This is a genomic window from Mesorhizobium sp. M0174 (assembly GCF_040322275.1).
Taxonomy (GTDB): domain Bacteria; phylum Pseudomonadota; class Alphaproteobacteria; order Rhizobiales; family Rhizobiaceae; genus Mesorhizobium.
Genome location: NZ_JAMYTB010000003.1, coordinates 49620 through 67532, shown reverse-complemented (window position 1 = coordinate 67532; position 17913 = coordinate 49620). Strand labels below are relative to the sequence as shown.

Annotated in this window: 21 protein-coding genes and 1 tRNA gene; 12 read left to right on the top strand and 10 right to left on the bottom strand. The window is 60.8% G+C overall.

Annotated features, from left to right (window positions below):
* Positions 1-84 precede the first annotated feature (84 nt).
* Complete coding sequence (locus tag NKJ13_RS06730; RefSeq protein ID WP_254818327.1) at positions 85-960, bottom strand: ATP-binding protein; 876 nt, start codon at positions 958-960, stop codon at positions 85-87.
* Between the two features lie 147 nt (positions 961-1107).
* A complete protein-coding gene (locus tag NKJ13_RS06725) occupies positions 1108-1344 on the bottom strand; it encodes a hypothetical protein (RefSeq protein ID WP_254818400.1) in 237 nt (78 codons plus the stop codon).
* Here NKJ13_RS06725 and yajC point away from each other — a divergent pair.
* From yajC to NKJ13_RS06700, 5 genes are all read left to right on the top strand, one after another.
* Positions 1250-1591, top strand: a complete 342-nt coding sequence (gene yajC / locus NKJ13_RS06720; RefSeq protein WP_254818328.1) for a preprotein translocase subunit YajC — start codon at positions 1250-1252, stop codon at positions 1589-1591. The two genes, NKJ13_RS06725 and yajC, sit on opposite strands and share 95 nt — an antisense overlap.
* Positions 1592-1667: 76 nt before the next feature.
* Complete coding sequence (locus tag NKJ13_RS06715; RefSeq protein ID WP_352777449.1) at positions 1668-2714, top strand: SecDF P1 head subdomain-containing protein; 1047 nt, start codon at positions 1668-1670, stop codon at positions 2712-2714.
* 88 nt (positions 2715-2802) lie between these two features.
* A complete protein-coding gene (gene secDF, locus NKJ13_RS06710; RefSeq protein ID WP_352505853.1) occupies positions 2803-5355 on the top strand; it encodes a protein translocase subunit SecDF in 2553 nt (850 codons plus the stop codon).
* Between the two features lie 15 nt (positions 5356-5370).
* Positions 5371-5760 (top strand): Mth938-like domain-containing protein, encoded by a 390-nt coding sequence (locus tag NKJ13_RS06705; RefSeq protein ID WP_352505854.1) that lies wholly within the window; start codon positions 5371-5373, stop codon positions 5758-5760.
* A 25-nt stretch (positions 5761-5785) separates the two neighbouring features.
* Positions 5786-6613, top strand: coding sequence for a phytoene/squalene synthase family protein (locus NKJ13_RS06700; protein WP_502896052.1), 828 nt, complete (start codon positions 5786-5788; stop codon positions 6611-6613).
* A 63-nt stretch (positions 6614-6676) separates the two neighbouring features.
* On the opposite strand, the gene NKJ13_RS06695 is transcribed toward NKJ13_RS06700, so the two are convergent.
* The 5 genes from NKJ13_RS06695 to NKJ13_RS06675 all read right to left on the bottom strand — a co-directional run bounded on the left by NKJ13_RS06695 (position 6677) and on the right by NKJ13_RS06675 (position 9456).
* A complete protein-coding gene (locus NKJ13_RS06695; RefSeq protein ID WP_352505856.1) occupies positions 6677-7009 on the bottom strand; it encodes a type II toxin-antitoxin system RelE/ParE family toxin in 333 nt (110 codons plus the stop codon).
* A complete protein-coding gene (locus tag NKJ13_RS06690) occupies positions 6993-7283 on the bottom strand; it encodes a type II toxin-antitoxin system ParD family antitoxin (RefSeq protein WP_352505857.1) in 291 nt (96 codons plus the stop codon). Before NKJ13_RS06690 ends, NKJ13_RS06695 begins: the two co-directional genes overlap by 17 nt.
* A 71-nt stretch (positions 7284-7354) precedes the next feature.
* Complete coding sequence (gene trmFO / locus NKJ13_RS06685) at positions 7355-8764, bottom strand: methylenetetrahydrofolate--tRNA-(uracil(54)-C(5))-methyltransferase (FADH(2)-oxidizing) TrmFO (RefSeq protein ID WP_352689951.1); 1410 nt, start codon at positions 8762-8764, stop codon at positions 7355-7357.
* A 362-nt stretch (positions 8765-9126) separates the two neighbouring features.
* Positions 9127-9267 (bottom strand): DUF1127 domain-containing protein, encoded by a 141-nt coding sequence (locus NKJ13_RS06680; protein WP_023678914.1) that lies wholly within the window; start codon positions 9265-9267, stop codon positions 9127-9129.
* 48 nt (positions 9268-9315) lie between these two features.
* Positions 9316-9456, bottom strand: a complete 141-nt coding sequence (locus NKJ13_RS06675; RefSeq protein ID WP_254818335.1) for a DUF1127 domain-containing protein — start codon at positions 9454-9456, stop codon at positions 9316-9318.
* 222 nt (positions 9457-9678) lie between these two features.
* Here NKJ13_RS06675 and NKJ13_RS06670 point away from each other — a divergent pair, with 222 nt between their 5' ends.
* Together NKJ13_RS06670 and NKJ13_RS06665 are read left to right on the top strand one after the other, a co-directional pair.
* On the top strand, positions 9679-10797 hold the full coding sequence (locus NKJ13_RS06670) for a DUF2157 domain-containing protein (RefSeq protein WP_352689952.1): 1119 nt from the start codon (positions 9679-9681) through the stop codon (positions 10795-10797).
* Positions 10794-11378, top strand: coding sequence for a GDYXXLXY domain-containing protein (locus NKJ13_RS06665; protein ID WP_352689953.1), 585 nt, complete (start codon positions 10794-10796; stop codon positions 11376-11378). The genes NKJ13_RS06670 and NKJ13_RS06665 overlap by 4 nt, the downstream gene beginning before the upstream one ends.
* An 89-nt stretch (positions 11379-11467) precedes the next feature.
* Here the strand turns inward: NKJ13_RS06665 and NKJ13_RS06660 are convergent.
* Positions 11468-11552: transfer RNA gene (locus NKJ13_RS06660), tRNA-Leu, on the bottom strand.
* Positions 11553-11894: 342 nt separating this feature from the next.
* Here NKJ13_RS06660 and tig point away from each other — a divergent pair.
* From tig to NKJ13_RS06635, 5 genes are all read left to right on the top strand, one after another.
* Positions 11895-13370: a trigger factor gene (gene tig / locus NKJ13_RS06655; RefSeq protein WP_352689973.1), complete on the top strand. Its 1476-nt coding sequence runs from the start codon at positions 11895-11897 to the stop codon at positions 13368-13370.
* A gap of 161 nt (positions 13371-13531) precedes the next feature.
* The gene (locus tag NKJ13_RS06650; RefSeq protein ID WP_352479775.1) at positions 13532-14056 is read left to right on the top strand and encodes a hypothetical protein; all 525 of its coding nucleotides are present in this window, start codon (positions 13532-13534) and stop codon (positions 14054-14056) included.
* A 212-nt stretch (positions 14057-14268) separates the two neighbouring features.
* On the top strand, positions 14269-14622 hold the full coding sequence (locus tag NKJ13_RS06645; RefSeq protein ID WP_502899802.1) for a c-type cytochrome: 354 nt from the start codon (positions 14269-14271) through the stop codon (positions 14620-14622).
* A 147-nt stretch (positions 14623-14769) separates the two neighbouring features.
* On the top strand, positions 14770-15702 hold the full coding sequence (locus NKJ13_RS06640) for a heme o synthase (protein ID WP_352737138.1): 933 nt from the start codon (positions 14770-14772) through the stop codon (positions 15700-15702).
* 316 nt (positions 15703-16018) lie between these two features.
* Positions 16019-16831 carry a DUF2189 domain-containing protein gene (locus NKJ13_RS06635; RefSeq protein WP_254818341.1) on the top strand — a complete coding sequence of 271 codons (813 nt, stop codon included), beginning with the start codon at positions 16019-16021 and terminating at the stop codon, positions 16829-16831.
* Between the two features lie 65 nt (positions 16832-16896).
* On the opposite strand, the gene NKJ13_RS06630 is transcribed toward NKJ13_RS06635, so the two are convergent.
* Together NKJ13_RS06630 and NKJ13_RS06625 are read right to left on the bottom strand one after the other, a co-directional pair.
* Entirely contained in the window at positions 16897-17370 is a 474-nt protein-coding gene (locus NKJ13_RS06630; protein ID WP_254818342.1) for an aminoacyl-tRNA deacylase, read from the bottom strand.
* Between the two features lie 138 nt (positions 17371-17508).
* On the bottom strand, positions 17509-17913 hold the full coding sequence (locus tag NKJ13_RS06625) for a cytochrome C oxidase subunit IV family protein (protein WP_352508765.1): 405 nt from the start codon (positions 17911-17913) through the stop codon (positions 17509-17511).

The following is a 17913-nucleotide window of genomic DNA, read 5'->3' as shown; positions in this document are numbered from 1 at the left end:
ATTTGCGGGCCACCTGACCTTCAGCCCGCCGAGGAAGTCCGCTTCGCAAGGTGCGGGCTTCTTCTGCTGTTAGCCCTTGAGCGGCTAATCCTTCAGCGGCTTGCCGAGCCTGCCAGCCAGGTCCTGGGTGAACTGCCAGGCGACGCGGCCCGAACGGCTGCCGCGCGTCGTCGCCCATTCCAGCGCCTCGGCGCGCAGCGTCTCGGGATCGATGGCGAGATCGTGATGGCGGACATAGCCGTCGATCATGTCGAGATATTCGTCCTGCGAACATTTGTGGAAGCCAAGCCACAGGCCGAAGCGGTCCGACAGCGAAACCTTCTCCTCGACCGCTTCGGACGGATTGATCGCCGTCGAGCGCTCATTGTCGATCATGTCGCGCGGCAACAAATGCCGCCGGTTCGAGGTGGCGTAGAAGATGACGTTGGCCGGGCGGCCCTCGACGCCGCCTTCAAGCGCTGCCTTCAGCGATTTATAGGACGTGTCGTCATGGTCGAATGACAGGTCGTCGCAAAACAGGATAAAGCGGAAGGGCGCTGCCTTCAGCAGGCTCATCAGCTTCGGAAGCGTGTCGATGTCTTCGCGATGGATCTCGATGAGCTTGAGCGGCAGGTCGAGCTTGGTCGAAGCGTTGACCGCGGCGTGCACGGCCTTGACCAGCGACGATTTGCCCATGCCGCGCGCGCCCCACAACAGCACGTTGTTGGCGGCATAGCCGGAGGCGAAGCGCTCGGTGTTGTCGACCAATATGTCGCGGACGCGGTCGACCCCGCGGATCAGGCCGATGTCGACGCGGTTGACCTTGAGCACCGGCTCCAGATAGCCGGGATCGGCCTGCCAGACGAAGCAATCGGCGTCGCCGAGGTCGGTTTGCGGCACCGGCGGCGGCGCGAGGCGGGCGATCGCCTCGATCAGACGGTCGAGCTTCTGGCTCAGGATATCGATGGTGCTGTCGGTCATCTCTTGTCTTTTTGTTCGCATTCGGGACGGTGCGGCAGGCCAACCTACCTGATTTCAGCGGTTTCGAAACTCGTCCCAAGCATTTGTTCGGGCATCATCTTTTGCGAAAACCGAGCGTCGCTTTTCGGGATCACCCTCTAACACGGCTCACCAGGCCGGAAAAGCAGCCGATTTGCCCGGCCGCGCAGTTGCATTGGCAACGTTACCGACTATATTCCGGCCAAATTTGGCGGGGCCGTCAAATTCCCAGAACGGTTTGCGGCTGTTTTTAAAATTCAGGAGTACCTCGATGTTCGTGACACCGGCATACGCCCAAGGCATCGGCGGGGACTCGTCCGCAATGTTTATCCAGATCGTGCCGTTTGCTCTGATTTTCGTGATCATGTATTTTCTGATCATCCGGCCGCAGCGCACGCAGCTGAAGAAGCGCGGCGAGATGCTGGCGGCGGTTCGCCGTGGCGACACCGTCGTCACCGGCGGCGGCTTTGTCGGCAAGGTGACCAAGGTCATCGACGACAACGAGCTCGAGATCGATCTCGGCGGTGGCACCAAGGTGACGGCGCTGCGATCGACGATCGCCGACGTGCGCGTCAAGGGCGAGCCGGTGGCGAACCAGAACGCCAAGAAATAACCGAATTGTCGGCGGAACGATCCGCGGGCAGGGCTCTGACGAACGACGGCATATGTTCCACCTTTGGCGCCTGAAGATGATCCTGAAGTGGCTTGCCTTGGCCGGCACGGTTGTCTTCCACGCGACTAATATCTTCGCCGCCGGTTTGCATACCACGCGACCCGAATGGCTTGCCGAAAGCCAGTCAATAGTTGAAGCAAGCCAGCAAGATGGTCCACACATCCTGCTCAGGTTGGATGTGACCGACGTGATCGAGGGCCGGCTGAAAGCGACACGCGACGAGGTCCGGTCGCTGCTACGCGAAGCAAGGATCGGCTATACCGGCCTTGCCAGTTCGGCTCGGACCGTTCAGGTGCACATAACAGATCCGGCTCAGCTTGACCTCGCCAAGGCGGCAATCAAAACGGTGACCGATCCTGTCGCGGACAGCGGCGTCCAGGAAATGACCCTGGACGACAGTGAGCCCGGCCTGCTCAAATTCACCGTAACGGATGCAGGTTTGAAGTATCGAACTTCGGCCGCGCTTGCACAGTCGGTTGAAGTCATCAAAGATCGTATCCGCGACCTGGGCGCCACCCACCCGGTGGTTCGGTCAACGAATGAAGACGGCATATTGGTCCGCGCGTCGGGCGTTGCCGATCCGCAAAGGCTAGGACAAATTCTCACCCGGCCCGGTCACCTGAGCTTCCAACTCGTTGATCTGTCGATGCCAGTCGACGAGGCAATCAGCGGCCGCCCGCCCGTCGGCTCGGCGGTTTTTTATTCGATGGACGATCCTCCGGTTCCCTACTTGATCGAAAATCGGGTTATCCTTTCAGGTAAAAATGTGCTGGATGCGCAAGCAACCCGCAATTTGGCGACCGATGAACGCGTCGTCTCATTCCGGCTTGATTCCCGGGGTACGGCGCGTTTCAAATGGGCTACGACGCAATATATCGGCAAGCCGTTTGCGGTTATATTAGACGATAAGGTTATTTCGGCGCCTGTTATCCGAGAGCCCATTGAAGGCGGCACCGGTCAGATATCGGGAAATTTCACCGCTGAAAGCGCCAATGACCTCGCCCTGCTGCTGCGCACCGGCCCCTTGCCAGCAAGATTGACAATCGCCGAGGAAGCACGATAGGGCCGGCCGTGGTCAGAATTAGAAATATGCCCGCAAACCGACCGATGGCGGAATGCTGCCGCTTGTACGCCTGAACGGATAAGAACTGATGCTTTATTTTTCGCGCTTCAAGATGATCCTGATCTGGCTGGCCGTGGCCGCCACAGTGGTCCTCGCTGCGCCCAACCTTTTTTCCGCCAGCACGCTGGCCAAGTTGCCCGACTGGGTGCCGAAGCGGCAGATGACGCTCGGCCTCGACTTGCAGGGCGGCTCGCACATCCTGCTCAGGATGGATCCGAACGATCTGATCAAGGATCGGCTGGAGACGACGCGCGACGAAATCAGGACGCTGCTGCGCGATGCCAAGATCGGCTATACCGGCCTTTCCGGAACGGGCCGCACGGTGCAGGTCCGCATCACCGATCCCGCACAGATCGACGCTGCCAAGACAGCCTTGAAACCATTGACCAATCCGGTGGCCGCAGGCCTGTTCAGCGGCGGCTCCATCCAGGAGATGACGCTGGATGATTCCGAGCCCGGCCTGCTCAAATTCTCCGTCACCGATGCGGGAATCAAATATCGCACCTCGACGGCGCTGACGCAGGCGATCCAGGTTGTCGAGCGTCGTGTCAACGAACTCGGCACCACCGAGCCGATCGTGCAGCGCCAAGGCGACGACCGTATCCTGGTGCAGGTGCCTGGTCTGCAGGATCCGCAACGGCTGAAGGAAATTCTTGGCCAGACTGCCAAGCTGACCTTCCAGATGGTCGACCAGTCGATGCCGGTGCAGGATGCGCTGAACGGCCGCCCGCCGCCGGGATCCTCGGTGCTGTATTCGCAGGACGACCCGCCGGTTCCGTACCTGATCGAGAACCGCGTCATCGTTTCCGGCGAAAACCTGGTCGATGCCCAGGCGACGTTCAATTCCCAGACCAACGAGCCGGTTGTTTCGTTCCGGTTCGATTCGAAAGGGGCGCAGCGGTTCGGCCAGGCGACGGCACAGAATGTTGGCAAGCTGTTTGCCATCATCCTCGACAATCAGGTGATTTCGGCGCCGCAGATCCGTGAACCGATCCCGGGCGGCACCGGACAGATATCGGGGAATTTCACCGCCGAGAGCGCCAACGATCTCGCCGTGCTGCTGCGCGCCGGCGCCTTGCCAGCGACGCTGACGGTAATCGAAGAGCGGACGGTGGGGCCGGGACTTGGCCAGGACTCCATCCATGCCGGCAAGGTCGCCGGCATCATCGGGTCGATCCTGGTGGTGGCATTCATGTTCGTCGCCTACGGTTTCCTCGGCTTCCTCGCCAACATCGCGCTGGCGGTGCATGTGGCGATGATCGTCGGGCTGCTGTCGCTGCTTGGAGCGACACTGACCCTACCCGGTATCGCCGGTATCGTGCTGACCATCGGCATGGCGGTCGATTCGAACGTTCTCATCTATGAACGCATCCGCGAGGAGCGACGTGCCGGCCGCTCGGTCATTCAGGCAATCGATACCGGTTTCAGCAAGGCGCTGGCGACCATCGTCGATTCCAACGTGACCTCACTGATCGCGACCGTGGTGCTGTTCTGGCTCGGAACCGGGCCGGTGAAGGGCTTTGCCGTCACCTATGCCATCGGCATCCTGACCACGGTCTTCACCGCCTTCACCTTCACACGCCTGCTCGTGTCGATCTGGCTTCGCCGCGCCCGTCCGAAGGAGTTGCCGCGGGCGCCTGTGACGTTCATTCCACCAGGCACGAAAATTCCGTTCATGGGTATCCGGCGCTGGACGTTCACACTGTCCAGCGTGCTTTCGGTGCTGTCGGTCATCGGCTTCATGACCATCGACATAAATTACGGCATCGATTTCAAGGGCGGCTCACTGATCGAGGTGCAGTCCAAGGTCGGCAATGCCGATCTGGCCGACATCCGCGGCAGGCTGACGGAACTTAATATCGGCGAGGTGCAGGTTCAGCAGTTCGGCGAACCGAACGACGTGCTGATCCGCGTCGGCACGCAGGCGGGCGGCGAGAACGCTGAGCAGACCGTCATCGACAAGGTGCGCGGCGAGCTGCAGGATCAGTATGATTTCCGCCGCGTCGAAGTGGTGGGGCCGACGGTCTCGGGCGAGCTTGCCAAGCAAGGCACCATCGCCATGCTTATCGCGCTGCTCGGCATCCTGATCTATGTCTGGTTCCGCTTCGAATGGCAGTTCGCGGTCGGCGCCATCGTTGCGACCGTGCACGACGTGGTCATGACGATCGGCTTCTTCGTTATCACCGGCCTGGAATTCAACCAGTCGTCGCTGGCGGCGATCCTTACCATCATCGGTTATTCGCTCAACGACACCATCGTCGTCTATGACCGCGTTCGCGAGGATCTGCGAAAATACAAGCGAATGCCGCTGCCGCAACTGCTGAACAACGCCATCAACGAGACGCTGTCGAGGACGACGCTGACCTCGGTGACGACGATCCTGGCGTTGCTGGCGCTGGTGCTGTTCGGCGGCGAGGTGATCCGCTCGTTCACCATGGCGATGCTGTTCGGCGTCGTGTTCGGCACCTATTCGTCGATCTTTATCGCCGCGCCACTGCTTATCCTGTTCAAGCTGCGGCCGCAGGCCACAGCGTCCGATGAGGAAAAGCCGGTGGGCGGCGGCAAAGCCATAGCTACCTGACGGCTTGCCTCAAAAGTGGCCAAGGGCATCGTCATCCGCGAGGCGCATTTCCCGGGCCGCGCACCGATCGAGGCTTACGGCAATGGCGGTTTCCGCTTTGCCGACATGTCGCATCGCGGCTCGCTGCTGTGCCTGCCTTCGGGCATCTATGGCTGGGAGCCGGCCGATCCGTTGGCGCTGACGGCAGCGGATTTCGCCAAGCTGTTCAACGAGGCCGCCAAGGTTGAGATCCTGCTGGTTGGCAGCGGCAAGGATCTGAGACCATTGCCTGCCGCGCTGCGTACGGCACTGAAAGAAGCGGGCATTTCCGCCGATCCGATGTCGACGGGGGCGGCGGTGCGGACCTATAATGTGCTGCTGGCGGAAGATCGCGCCGTGGCCGCAGCGCTCATCGCCGTCGACTGACGTGGCCGAAAACACCAAACTCGTCATGGAGACGGTGCGTGCCGCCGACCATGACCGCTATCTCAGCGTGCTCTATGCGCCCGAGAACAAGCGTGACGCGCTGTTTTCGCTCTATGCCTTCAACGCCGAAATCGCTGGCGTACGCGATCGCATCCACGAGGCGCTGCCGGGCGAGGTGCGGCTGCAATGGTGGCGCGACGTCATCGCCGCCGAAGAGGATCGGACTCAGATCGGCCATCCCGTGGCGGACGCGCTGAGGACGGCGATTTCCGCTCACCGCCTGCCTAAGGCCGCTTTCGACAATATGCTCGAAGCGCGCATCTTCGATCTCTATGACGATCCGATGCCGTCACGCACCGACCTCGAAGGCTATTGCGGCGAGACTGCCGCAGCACTCATCCAGCTTGCGGCGATGGTGCTCGATCCGGTCCAAGCGCCGCGCTTTGCCGATCTTGCCGGCAGGGCAGGTTGTGCGCAGGCGATGACCGGTCTCCTGCTTCTGCTGCCGCTGCATCGCAAGCGGGGACAGTGCTTTGTCCCGGCCGATATTTTGGCTGCGGCGGGATCGTCGCCGCAAGAGTTCGTTACAGGTGACGGCGGGCCGGGCGCGGAACGCGCGGTCGCCGCGATGATCGCGCTGGCACGCGAGCATCTTTCCGCTTTCGAGCAGGGGGCGTTCGCTCTGCCGGTTTCACTGCGCCCGGCCTTTCTGCCGCTGGCTCTGACGCGCGCCTATCTCGACCAGATGGACGGCTCCCGCCATTCACCGCTTGATGGCGCGGTACGGCTTTCGGCCTTGCGCCGGCATTGGCTCTTGTTCCGGCGTGCGACGCAAGGCTGGCCGGCTGTGTGAAGGCTGATTGCTAATGAGGAAATCCGGCCTGCGGCGAGCATCGGCCCGGCTGAGTAGTTTCCATCATGATGGATCACTTGATCCGCCATCGCGCATCAGCATTTCATAGTCGCGACCGCCATAGAAGATGTTGACGATGCGGACGACATCATCGTCGACAACATAGGCGGGTGATAGCCGAGTGCTCGAACGGCACCGTTCGCAATCCTGGCGCAATGTCGCCGCGCGGCTGGCCGCCACGCGGTGCATTGCCGATGTTTTGACATCGATCTTCGATGCGCAGGACGATTTCAATGCAACGTCAGGATTTCCACCAGTCTCAACAATATGCCGGAAAATATCGGCCAAATTATTTTGGGCGTCTTCGCGATATTCGACCTCAAGGCGCCGAATCATCGGCGCGGCTCGAATACTGCGCGACGAATTCCCTAAGACGGGCACGAACTTCTTCGCCTGAAAGGTTTGGCCTTGTGTCCTCGATCGAGGCCTTCACGCGCGCCCGGATCGAGGCCATGCGCTCGGCATGTTCTTCCTCTTCGCGCTGGAAGGCGCGAAGAGCCGCGCGGACGACCTCGCTCGCCGATCCGTAGGAGCCGTCCTCGACCTTTTCGCGGATCATTCGCGCCATGGCGGGTGTTACGGTGACGGACAGTTTCTCAGCGGATTCCATGGGATTTGGCTCGCGATACAAAGTAGGATATTATCCTACTTCTCCGCCGCGAAATCCGCAAAAACCGAGATCTATTCCGCAGCTTGCGCTGTTGCAGGCAGCCCCAGCCATTCGCGGCAGTCGGCGAGCGCGCGCGATGTCACCGCGTGCCGCTTGGCGACCGTCTTGTCCTTGCCGCGCAGCCGCTTGCCTTCGATCTTTGGCGCCTCCACGGGCGGGAACAGGCCGAAATTGACATTCATTGGCTGGAAAGAGCGCTTTCCCGGCTCGTCGTCAGAGACAATATGGCCACCAGTGATGTGGTTGAGCAGCGCGCCGAAAGCGGTGGTCAAGGGCGGCAGGGACGGCGCATGGCCAAGCCTTTCGGCGGCGGCGAAACGCCCGGCGAGCAGGCCGATGGCGGCACTCTCGACATAGCCCTCACAGCCGGTGATCTGGCCGGCAAAACGCAAGCCGGGCCGCGACTTCAACTGCAGCGAAGCGTCGAGCAGCGTCGGCGAATTGATGTAGGTGTTGCGGTGCAGGCCACCGAGGCGGGCGAATTCGGCGTGTTCCAGCCCGGGAATGGTGCGGAATATGCGCACCTGCTCGGCGTGCTTCAGCTTGGTCTGGAAGCCGACCATGTTATAGAGCGTGCCCAGCGCATTGTCCTGGCGAAGCTGAACGACGGCATACGCCTTTACAGACGGATTATGCGCATCGGTCAGTCCCATCGGCTTCATCGGCCCGTAGCGCAACGTCTCGACGCCGCGCTCGGCCATCACCTCGATCGGCAGGCAGCCGTCGAAATAGGGCGTGCCTTCCCACTGCTTGAATTCGGTTTTCTGGCCGTCGACCAGCGCCTGCACGAAGGCAAGGTACTGCTCCTTGTCCATCGGGCAGTTGATGTAATCCTTGCCGGTGCCGCCGGGGCCGACCTTGTCGTAGCGCGACTGGAACCAGCAGATGTCCATGTCAATCGTGTCGAAATGGACGATCGGCGCGATGGCGTCGAAAAAGGCGAGCGCGTCGGCGCCGGTCGCTTCCGCGATCGACTGGGCGAGCGACGGCGCGGTCAGTGGACCGGTGGCAACGATCGCCTGGTCCCACTCCGCCGGCGGCAGGCCGGGCACTTCCTCACGCTGGATGGTGATGAGCGGGTGGGCTTCGAGCGTTCTGGTCACCGCTTCGGAAAACCCGTCGCGGTCAACGGCAAGCGCACCGCCGGCCGGCACCTGATGCGCGTCGCCGGCGCTCATGATCAGCGAACCGGCGAGCCGCATTTCGGCATGCAGCAGGCCGACGGCATTGGTTTGCGCATCGTCGGAGCGGAAGGAATTGGAACAGACGAGCTCGGCCAGCCCGTCGGTCTTGTGCGCGTCGGTACCGCGGACGGGACGCATTTCATGCAGGACAACGGGAACGCCGGCTTCGGCCGCCTGCCAGGCGGCTTCGGAGCCGGCGAGACCGCCGCCGATGACGTGAATGGGATTTTTGCTCATGAGCGCCGAAATAGTCGCTTGGCGCAAGGATTGCAATTGCATGGCTGACGGGGGAAGCCGCCCCAAAAACAACAACACCCGCCGGGGGAGGAGGTCCGGCGGGTGTCGTTTTGTTGGTCGATCCTCGGGAGGAGGTGAAGATCGACCGTATTCGTCATTGCCGGGGAGGAGGTCGGCTTTGACGAAATTCTTTTCGCCATTTGAAGGGCGCGAAACCCTTTTAGAAACAACCTGGAAACAGCGCCCGCCGGGGGAGGAGGTCCGGCGGGCGCCGTTTTTGTGGTCAACCCTCGGGAGGAGGTGAAGGCTGACCGTATCCGTCAGGGTCGGGGAGGAGGTCGACCCTGGCGAAATTCTTGTGGTTAGATCGCCCTGCGGGCGACCATCTTGATCTCGTCGCGGACGATGCCGAGATCGTTGAGCTGGCGGTTCGACAGGCGACCCAGCTCGGTAACCGTCTCGCGGTAGACGCGCCAGTTACGATAGTTGCGGATCAGGTTCATTGTCGTTCTCTTTTCAAAACTGGTTCGGACCATTTGCGGCCCGAAGGATTAGACCGACTTGCGGGCGACGTAGTGAATGTCGCTGCGGCTGATGCCGAGATCGGTCAGTTCACGGGTGCTCAGGCGGCTCAGCTCGGACACGGTGTCCCTATAGCGGCGCCAGTTGCGATAGTTGCGGATCAGGTTCATGGTAGTCTCGTTTCGTCTTTCTTTCGGATCATTCCGTCTTTGTGTGCACCGTGAAAATAGGTGGGGTCATATCGATTTAAAAGCGCTATTGGTGCATGGCAGCAATGCAATTTGTGCAATGCAACATTAACGCGCGTCCGGTTTTCCGCCCAGATCGGAAAAATGCCGTTAGGTCAAACGCTTGGCCGGACAAGCTAAAAGGACCAAGCAGAGGGGAGGGGCATGGCGGGCTATTCGTCACGGGTCAGGTCGGATATCGCACGATGGCAACAGGCCGGCCTGATCGATGCGCCGACAGCCGTTGCGCTGACGCGCGACGTCGAGGCAAACGAACGCAAATCGCTGAGTTTCGGCTCGATCCTGGCGATGATGGCGGCGCTGCTGTTCGGCGCCGCTATCCTCATCTTCATCGCCGCCAACTGGGAAGTCATCCCGCGGTTGGTGCGGGTCGCGGCACTTTTTGCCGTTATCCTTGCCGGCTATGTCGGCGGGGCGGTGCTGAAGATGCGCGACCATGCGGCGATCGGCGAGGCGCTGTGGATCGTCGCGGCAGCAGCGTTCGGCGGATCGATCGCGCTGATCGGCCAGATGTATCATTTGTCGGGCGACGAGGCCTCGGCCTTGATCACCTGGGGCGCCGGTACGGCGCTGGCGGCGGTGGCGCTGCGTTCAAACCCGCTGACCGTCGCTGCCGTCGGCATCGCCGATGCCTGGCTGTTCCTGAGAGGGTTCGACTACTTCCGGCGCACGGAATTTCCGCATCTCTTCGTGGTCATGGCGCTAATTCTGTTCGCCGTTTCGTTCTGGACGCGCAGCCAGGCGGCGCGCCACCTGATCATCCTGTCGGTCCTTTTCTACCTCGTGCTGTTGGCCATGGAATATGACACGCTGCACGTCGCCATCCCGCTCGTTGCCGCGTCGGTGCTGCTTTTTACCGCTGCGATCTTTGCTGCCGGGCCGGTCGAGAGGGTTTTGCAACTCGGCGGCAGGTTACCCTTGCACGCGCTGATCGGCTTTCTCACCGGCCTGGCGATGATTCAATTCGAACTGGCGGATGAAAGCAGCTACAATGGCGGCTTCGCCATTGCCTCGGCTGTTGCGCTGGCCGGCATCGTCGCGGCGATCGTGCTGGGCGGCCGCGAGAGCCGGGGACTGCGCTGGGTTGCTTATGCGGGCTTCGCCTTCGAACTCGCCATCATTTATGTGGTGATGCTGCAATCAATGCTCGACACGGCAGGCTTCTTGCTTGCGGCGGCGGTACTTCTCGCCGTTCTTGCTTTCATTATCATCCGCATAGAAAAGCGCATGAACGCCTCGAACATGACAGGAGCGGCGGCATGATGACCGGCAAAAGACTGATCATCTCGGCGCTGGTCCTGGCGCTCGTCCAGATCGGCTTTCTGAGCTGGATCATCGCCGGACGCGCGGCGATCCTGCGCGATGGCAAGCAGGTCCTGCTCAGGGTCGAGCCGATCGATCCGCGCGATCTCTTGCGCGGTGACTACATTCTGCTCGGCTACGATATTTCGCGCATACCGGTGAAACTGATCGGCAACATTCCGGCCGGCAAGCTTTCCAGCGAGGAAACGTCGATCGTGGTCAGGCTGAAGCAGGGCGCCGATGGCTATTGGGGGCCGACCGCGGCTTGGTTCGGGCAAGCGCCGGCGCCGGCAGCATCCGGTGAAGCCGATATCGTCGGACACGTCTCCGAGGGCTGGGATATCAGCCAGGGAGCAACGACGATCGCGCCGGAGTACGGCATCGAGCGCTTCTATCTGCCGAAAGGCGAGGGGATAGCGATCCAGAACGACATGCGGGTGCGGCCGTTCGGCATCCGCGTGGCGATCGCGGCCAACGGCACGGCGCAGATCAAGGCGCTGGTGGACGGCGACAAGACACTGTTCGAGGAGCCGCTTTATTAGATCGCTACTGCCTTGCCAATGACCCTCCTTCGCCAGGGCTTCGGAGGAGCTTCGAGTGGCCTGCCACCCGAAGCTCGAAGAGCGAAGGGTGGTGCGGATGAAGGGACTCGAACCCCCACGCCTTTCGGCACTGGAACCTAAATCCAGGGCGTCTACCAATTCCGCCACATCCGCATTGCCCGGCCAATCCCATGTAGCCATCATTCTGTCAATGTCAGAGCCCACATCGGCATCATTGGCCGGAATGCAAAGATGGTTGAAAATCGGCCGCGCCTGTGACAAAAGGCGTGTCGAATGTGACGGGACGCGACGATCCGCTTCTGCAGAATGTGATAAGAAGTAGGAAAAACAAAGACTTATTCACATTTTGGAGCGTATTTCTGGAGGATTTGTGCCGCGCTGAGCGGACAGATCGCCAAGTCCCGCACCAAAAGCCATTCCCGGCAAGATCATACCGGCAGGCTGTAAACGGCAGGGGCCGTTTGACGGCCTCATTGGTGGAACAAAGGTTTTATGATGCAGGTCACCGAAACGCTCAACTCCGGTCTCAAGCGCGAGATCAAGATCACCGTGCCGGCTGGTGACATGGAAGCCAAGCTGATGGCGCGGCTCTCCGATGCCAGGAACAAGGTCCGCATCAACGGCTTCCGCCCCGGCAAGGTGCCGGTGCAGCATCTGCGCAAGGTCTACGGCAAATCGTTCATGGCCGAAGTGGTCAACGAGATCCTCAATGACTCGACCCGTTCGATCATCACCGGGCGCGGCGAAAAGGCTGCCATGCAGCCCGAAGTGATCATGACCGAGGACGAGAAGGAAGCCGAGAAGATCCTGGCAGGCGGTGCCGACTTCGAGTTCCGCCTGAACTATGAGGTCATTCCGCCGATCGAGATCAAGGATTTCTCCGACATCAAGGTGACGCGCCAGGTGTTCGACGTGCCGGATGAAGAGATCGACGAGCAGGTCAAGCGTGTCGCTGAATCCGCCCGCACTTACGAGCCGAAGACCGGCAAGGCCGCCGAGGGCGACCGCGTGACCATCGATTACGTCGGCAAGATCGACGGCGAAGCCTTCAACGGCGGCGCCGGCACCGATCAGCCGCTGGTGCTCGGCTCGAAGGAATTCATCCCCGGCTTCGAGGACCAGCTGGTCGGCAGCAAGGCCGGCGACGAGAAGCAGGTCACGGTTACCTTCCCGGAAAACTACCAGGCGACGCATCTGGCCGGCAAGGAAGCCACTTTCGACGTGACCGTCAAGGAAGTGTCGAAGCCCGGCGAACTTGAGATCAACGACGAGATGGCCAAAAACCTTGGCCTGGAATCTCTGGAGCGCCTCCGCGAGGTGGTGCGCGGTCAGATCGAGAACCAGTTCGGCTCGATAACGCGCCAGAAAGTCAAGCGGCAGTTGCTCGACCAGCTCGACGCTGCCTACTCGTTCGAGGCGCCGTCCAAGCTCGTCGAGGCCGAGTTCAACAACATCTGGAACCAGGTCAATCGCGATCTCGAAGCTGCCGGGCGCACCTTTGCCGACGAAGAGACGACGGAAGAAGAAGCGCGTGCCGAATATATGCGGCTTGCCGAGCGCCGCGTGCGTCTCGGCCTGGTTCTCGCCGAAATCGGCGAGAAGGCCGGCGTCACCGTGACGGACGAGGAACTGCAGCGCGGCCTGTTCGAGCAGGTACGCCGCTATCCGGCCAACCAGCAGCAGGAAGCCTTCGAATTCTATCGCAACAATCCCGAAGCGCTGAACACGTTGCGCGCGCCGATGTTCGAAGAGAAGGTGGTCGACCATCTGCTCGGCCAGATTTCGGTCACCGATGTCAAGGTCAGCAAGGAAGAGCTGCTGGCCGACGACGAGGATACGGAGACAACCAAGGCCAAGCCGGCGAAGAAGGCGGCTGCGAAAAAAGCGGACGCAAAGAAGGCCGACGACGACGCCGAAGAACCGAAGAAAAAGGCCGCGCCGAAGAAGAAGGCCGCCAAGGACGCTGAATAACGTTCCTGCTGAATTCCGAAAGGCCGCCTTCTCGAGGCGGCCTTTTTCGTTGTGGCGCAGACGCAACGGATTTCACGTATCTGGCGGTCGAGGTAGCGATACGAAGCTTTGATGATTATCTGCGCTGGGTTGCGAAATCGCAGCGGTTGTTGGAGGCATCGTTGAGACAGTTCTTCGGTATCGGAAGCGTGGCGGCGGCGGCGTTCCTGCTTGCGTCGGTCTTCGGCATTGCCCAGGCTGATACGGTTCTCGACAACTGGCGGTTCGACAAGAGCAGCGATGGCCTTGTCACCGCTTCGCTTTACGCGACCAACAAGCTCATCACCGGCGGCGGCGCGTTGAGCTACAGCCCGGTGTTGACGATCGCCTGCCGGACCGCCGGCGAACCGCGTTGGAGCGAATGGCTGCAGCTGAGCGACACCGTTTCCGCCAGCCGAACCATCGCCATGTCGGTGACTGTCGACCAATCCGCCAAGCTCAACGAAAGCTGGTCGGTCGGGCCGCACAGCAGGATGCTGGTCCGCGACGGTGCCGATGGCATCAGGCGACTGATTTCCGCGGACCGGTTGCTGCTGTCCTGGCGGTTCGGGCTGCTGTCGGGGCGCGGCAAAGCCGAGTTTGACCTCGCCGGAGTTGAAGAGGCGGTCGGCCGGATCGCCACCACCTGCAACACCAAATTGCCTTGAGCGGATTGTCCGCATTAATCCATTGCATGATCGAACTCTACCTGCCGGCCGGGTTCCGTGGTATGTAGGTGCCGCAACTCCAAGCAGTGGATATCCGTTCTGCCATTCAAGAGCGCATGCCAGCGGACTAAATGTCGGCCTGCGCAGGTCAGCCAGGGCAAATTGGCGATCAGGGAGGAAATGCCATGCGTGCCATTGTGTTTTTTATCGTCATGTCCGTCGCGACCGTCGTTGCCGGCCCCTCGCGGGCACAGGATGCCGCGGCGGGTGAGAAGGTCTTCGCCAAATGCAAGGTCTGCCACATCGCAGACAAGGACCAGAACAAGGTCGGTCCGTCGTTGAACGGCGTCATCGGCCGAACGGCCGGCACGCATCCGGGGTTCAGCTATTCCAAGGCCATGACCGAGGCCGGCAAGTCGGGCGTCAAATGGGACGAAGCCACGCTGACGACCTACCTTCGCGATCCCAAGGCGATGGTCAAAGGCACGAAGATGGCGTTTCCCGGCCTCAAGAAAGACGAGGATATCGCCAATGTCATTGCCTACCTGAAGCAATTCTCCAAATAGCGCGGCTCTTCCGCCGGATCTTGGTATCGCAAACAGTTCGAGGCATAGCCTCGGCCGCAATCTGCCGGCAGTGTCGGTGGGGAGGGCGGCTCGTTGCAAAAAAGACATTGGCCGGCTAGGCTGCCGTTCCCATCGGTGGTCGTCTGAATGTCGACTGAAGAAAGCCGTCTCAAGGATACCGGCATCCGCCTCTCGGAGGCGACGGCGGGTGATTTCATTGCGCTTTTGAAACCTCGGGTCATGGCGCTTGCCGTGTTTACTGCCTTCGTCGGCCTGATGGTGGCGCCCGGCGTGATGAATCCAGTTATCGCCGTAATCGCCATCGGCGCAATCGCGGTTGGAGCGGGAGCCGCCGGCGCGCTCAATATGTGGTACGACGCAGACATAGACGCCTTGATGTCTCGCACGTCCAAGCGACCAATTCCGTCCGGTCGCGTCACGCCTGGCGAAGCTCTCGGCTTCGGTCTGGTGCTTTCCGCACTGTCGGTCATGACGCTCGGCGTGCTGGTGGGGTGGTTTGCCGCATCGTTGTTGGCGTTCACCATCTTTTTCTATGTCGTTATCTACACAATGTGGCTGAAGCGCTCGACGCCACAGAATATCGTCATAGGCGGCGCGGCAGGCGCCCTTCCTCCGGTGATCGGGTGGGCGGCCGCAACAGGCGCAATCGGCATTGAAAGTCTCATTCTGTTTCTGGTTATTTTCCTCTGGACGCCGCCTCATTTCTGGGCGCTGGCCCTTTTCAAGGTCGGCGACTATGCCGCGGCTGGCATCCCGATGATGCCGAATGTGGCCGGCCAGCACTCGACCAGAAAACAAATCTTCGCCTATTCGTTGCTCTTGGCGCCAATCGGCGTGCTGCCTTGGGGCTTCGGCTTCGCGAGCGGATACTACGGCACTGCTTCAGCCGCGTTGGGTGCAGGTTTCATTTGGCAGGCCTGGAAGGTTCTCGTCGCCGACAAGGAGATGAAGCCGGCAAAGGCGCTGTTTGCGTATTCGATTGTCTATCTTTTCGCAATATTTGCGGCGTTGCTTGCCGACACCATTGTAATGCGAGTGATCGCTTCAGCCGGCTATTAACCCCGGCTCAAAAAATCACGTTGGCGGAGCACAAAATCCCAGCAACAGCAGAATAACGACGCCAAGGCCGAGTATGAGAACTGTCCTTCCGTCCATGACCTTCACCTTCGACTAGAAGAGCATATCGAAGAACCACGTCCGTAGCTAGTCGGGCTACCCGGGACCTCCTACTCCCGGGCCTTCCTACAAAGCGCGACAAGTCCCCCGCATGAGAGTATATTGATCATGGTGCAGGTCGCGGTTTGCGTGGGCCAATCATGCAGAACGGCAGCACCGTAAAACGCGACCTTACCGGACCTGGTCTGGAGGAATGGTCATGGCAAGCTTTCACGTGATAGCAGGCGCCAGCGAGACGCTGGAACATACGAGAATTCGAAAAATCGGCGTCTCCGATCTTTTTGATGCGCTCAGGCGTGGCGTCGATGATTTCATGGTCAAGCCGTCGCACATCGTATTTCTCTGCCTGATCTATCCGATTGCCGGAGTCGTGCTTGCTGTCTGGACATCAGGCAACAACACGCTGCCGTTGCTGTTTCCGCTTGTGTCCGGCTTTGCGCTGATTGGTCCGTTCGCGGCGATCGGCCTTTATGAGATCAGCCGGCGGCGGGAAGCCGGGCTCGACGCCTCATGGAGACACGCCTTTGAGGTCAGGAGTTCTCCAGCGCTGCCGGCTATTGCAGCGGTCGGCGTCATGCTGCTTGCCATCTTCATCGCCTGGCTTTTGACGGCCCAGATATTTTACCAGACCCTGTTCGGCCCGGCGCCGCCGCAATCGCTGTCCAGCTTCATCAGTGAAATATTCGCCACGGGACGCGGCTGGACGCTCATCATCCTGGGTCACGCCATCGGCTTCGTGTTCGCCGCGGTTGTGTTGTGCACCACGGTCGTCGCATTCCCGTTGTTGCTCGACCGCGATGTCGGCGCCTACGAAGCCATCCACACCTCGGTGCGCGTTGTCCTGGCCAACCCGATCGTGATGGCGGTGTGGGGCCTTATTGTCGCCGTCGCCCTGATCATCGGATCGCTGCCAGTGTTCGCCGGGTTGGCAGTCGTGCTGCCGATCCTTGGCCATGCCACCTGGCATGTTTACCGGAAAGTTGTGGAATCGCCGCCGGCGACCAGACCGTGAGCTGAAAAAATGCACTCTGCCCGCACCGGCGAAAGTGCCGGTGCGGGCAGGGTGAGGCAGAGCTTTCAATAGGCGGGGTGGCTGAAACGGGCCTGGCGCGCGTCCTTTGTCAGGTCGCGGAAATCTTTGCCGCTCACATGCACAAGCGTCTTGTGGTCGCCGCCCTCGAAATAGATTTCGGGAGCGTCGCCGAGGCTTTCATCGAGAACCACCGGCACATCATAGGCAGCGCCGATCGGCGGCACAGCGCCGACGTCGCAATCGCCGAATAACGAGACCACCTCGTCTTCGGACGCCAGCCCAAGAGGCTTCTCCATGACATCCTGCAATGTCGCGAGTTCTATCCTGTGCGTGCTTGGAACCACGGCGAGCGCGTAGCCACGGTCGTGGTGAACGACCACCGATTTGGCCATTATGCTGCCGGGCACATGTGCCGCAATGGCGGATTGTCTGCTTGTCGCGGTGCGGTGATGCTCGACGGTGTCGTAGGAAATTCCTTTCCTATCGATGAAGTCCTTCAATCTGTTTGCGATGGTCATCTTGGGCGCCCCTTGCTGGTGTTCGCGACGCATGTGGAAACGCCGGCATCGCCTGTCGTCTCCAGTACCAACAGAAATGGACCAGCCGTGGATTGTTTCAAGGCTCCAGGACCGGACCGCGTGGATCCGGATTGCATGTCAGGGCCCGGCCCCGAAAAACGCCATTCGGGTGAGAAGCGTGTAGTCCGCTTCGAAGACCATCATCGTCACGAACACCAGCACCAGCACCGGCGGCAGGATGATCGCATATGTCAGCGCCAGCCGTTCCCAGGCCATGTGCATGAAGATGGCGACGATCAGTCCGGCCTTGAGCATCATGAAGATCAGGATCAGCGACCATCTGGGATAGCCATGGAGACCGAAATAGTCGACCAGATAGGAGCAGGTGCTGAGGATGAACAGCCACGCCCACACCACCAGATAGAGCTTGATCGGGTGCTCCTGATGAACCTCCGCCGGGGTAACGCCGGTCGTCGTCGCATCATGCCTATGGGCGCTGTCCAGTGCGTGTTGTCCCAGGCCGTTTGCGGTTGCTTCAGCCAT

What these genes read in the sequence shown, in the direction of transcription:
- NKJ13_RS06730 (WP_254818327.1), bottom strand. Translation starts at nt 960, where the DNA reads ATGACCGACAGCACCATCGATATCCTGAGCCAGAAGCTCGACCGTCTG.
- yajC (WP_254818328.1), top strand. Translation starts at nt 1,250, where the DNA reads ATGTTCGTGACACCGGCATACGCCCAAGGCATCGGCGGGGACTCGTCC.
- NKJ13_RS06725 (WP_254818400.1), bottom strand. Translation starts at nt 1,344, where the DNA reads ATGATCACGAAAATCAGAGCAAACGGCACGATCTGGATAAACATTGCG.
- NKJ13_RS06715 (WP_352777449.1), top strand. Translation starts at nt 1,668, where the DNA reads ATGATCCTGAAGTGGCTTGCCTTGGCCGGCACGGTTGTCTTCCACGCG.
- secDF (WP_352505853.1), top strand. Translation starts at nt 2,803, where the DNA reads ATGCTTTATTTTTCGCGCTTCAAGATGATCCTGATCTGGCTGGCCGTG.
- NKJ13_RS06700 (WP_502896052.1), top strand. Translation starts at nt 5,786, where the DNA reads ATGGAGACGGTGCGTGCCGCCGACCATGACCGCTATCTCAGCGTGCTC.
- NKJ13_RS06695 (WP_352505856.1), bottom strand. Translation starts at nt 7,009, where the DNA reads ATGATTCGGCGCCTTGAGGTCGAATATCGCGAAGACGCCCAAAATAAT.
- NKJ13_RS06690 (WP_352505857.1), bottom strand. Translation starts at nt 7,283, where the DNA reads ATGGAATCCGCTGAGAAACTGTCCGTCACCGTAACACCCGCCATGGCG.
- trmFO (WP_352689951.1), bottom strand. Translation starts at nt 8,764, where the DNA reads ATGAGCAAAAATCCCATTCACGTCATCGGCGGCGGTCTCGCCGGCTCC.
- NKJ13_RS06680 (WP_023678914.1), bottom strand. Translation starts at nt 9,267, where the DNA reads ATGAACCTGATCCGCAACTATCGTAACTGGCGCGTCTACCGCGAGACG.
- NKJ13_RS06675 (WP_254818335.1), bottom strand. Translation starts at nt 9,456, where the DNA reads ATGAACCTGATCCGCAACTATCGCAACTGGCGCCGCTATAGGGACACC.
- NKJ13_RS06670 (WP_352689952.1), top strand. Translation starts at nt 9,679, where the DNA reads ATGGCGGGCTATTCGTCACGGGTCAGGTCGGATATCGCACGATGGCAA.
- NKJ13_RS06665 (WP_352689953.1), top strand. Translation starts at nt 10,794, where the DNA reads ATGATGACCGGCAAAAGACTGATCATCTCGGCGCTGGTCCTGGCGCTC.
- tig (WP_352689973.1), top strand. Translation starts at nt 11,895, where the DNA reads ATGCAGGTCACCGAAACGCTCAACTCCGGTCTCAAGCGCGAGATCAAG.
- NKJ13_RS06645 (WP_502899802.1), top strand. Translation starts at nt 14,269, where the DNA reads ATGTCCGTCGCGACCGTCGTTGCCGGCCCCTCGCGGGCACAGGATGCC.
- NKJ13_RS06640 (WP_352737138.1), top strand. Translation starts at nt 14,770, where the DNA reads ATGTCGACTGAAGAAAGCCGTCTCAAGGATACCGGCATCCGCCTCTCG.
- NKJ13_RS06635 (WP_254818341.1), top strand. Translation starts at nt 16,019, where the DNA reads ATGGCAAGCTTTCACGTGATAGCAGGCGCCAGCGAGACGCTGGAACAT.
- NKJ13_RS06630 (WP_254818342.1), bottom strand. Translation starts at nt 17,370, where the DNA reads ATGACCATCGCAAACAGATTGAAGGACTTCATCGATAGGAAAGGAATT.
- NKJ13_RS06625 (WP_352508765.1), bottom strand. Translation starts at nt 17,913, where the DNA reads ATGGCTGAAGCAACCGCAAACGGCCTGGGACAACACGCACTGGACAGC.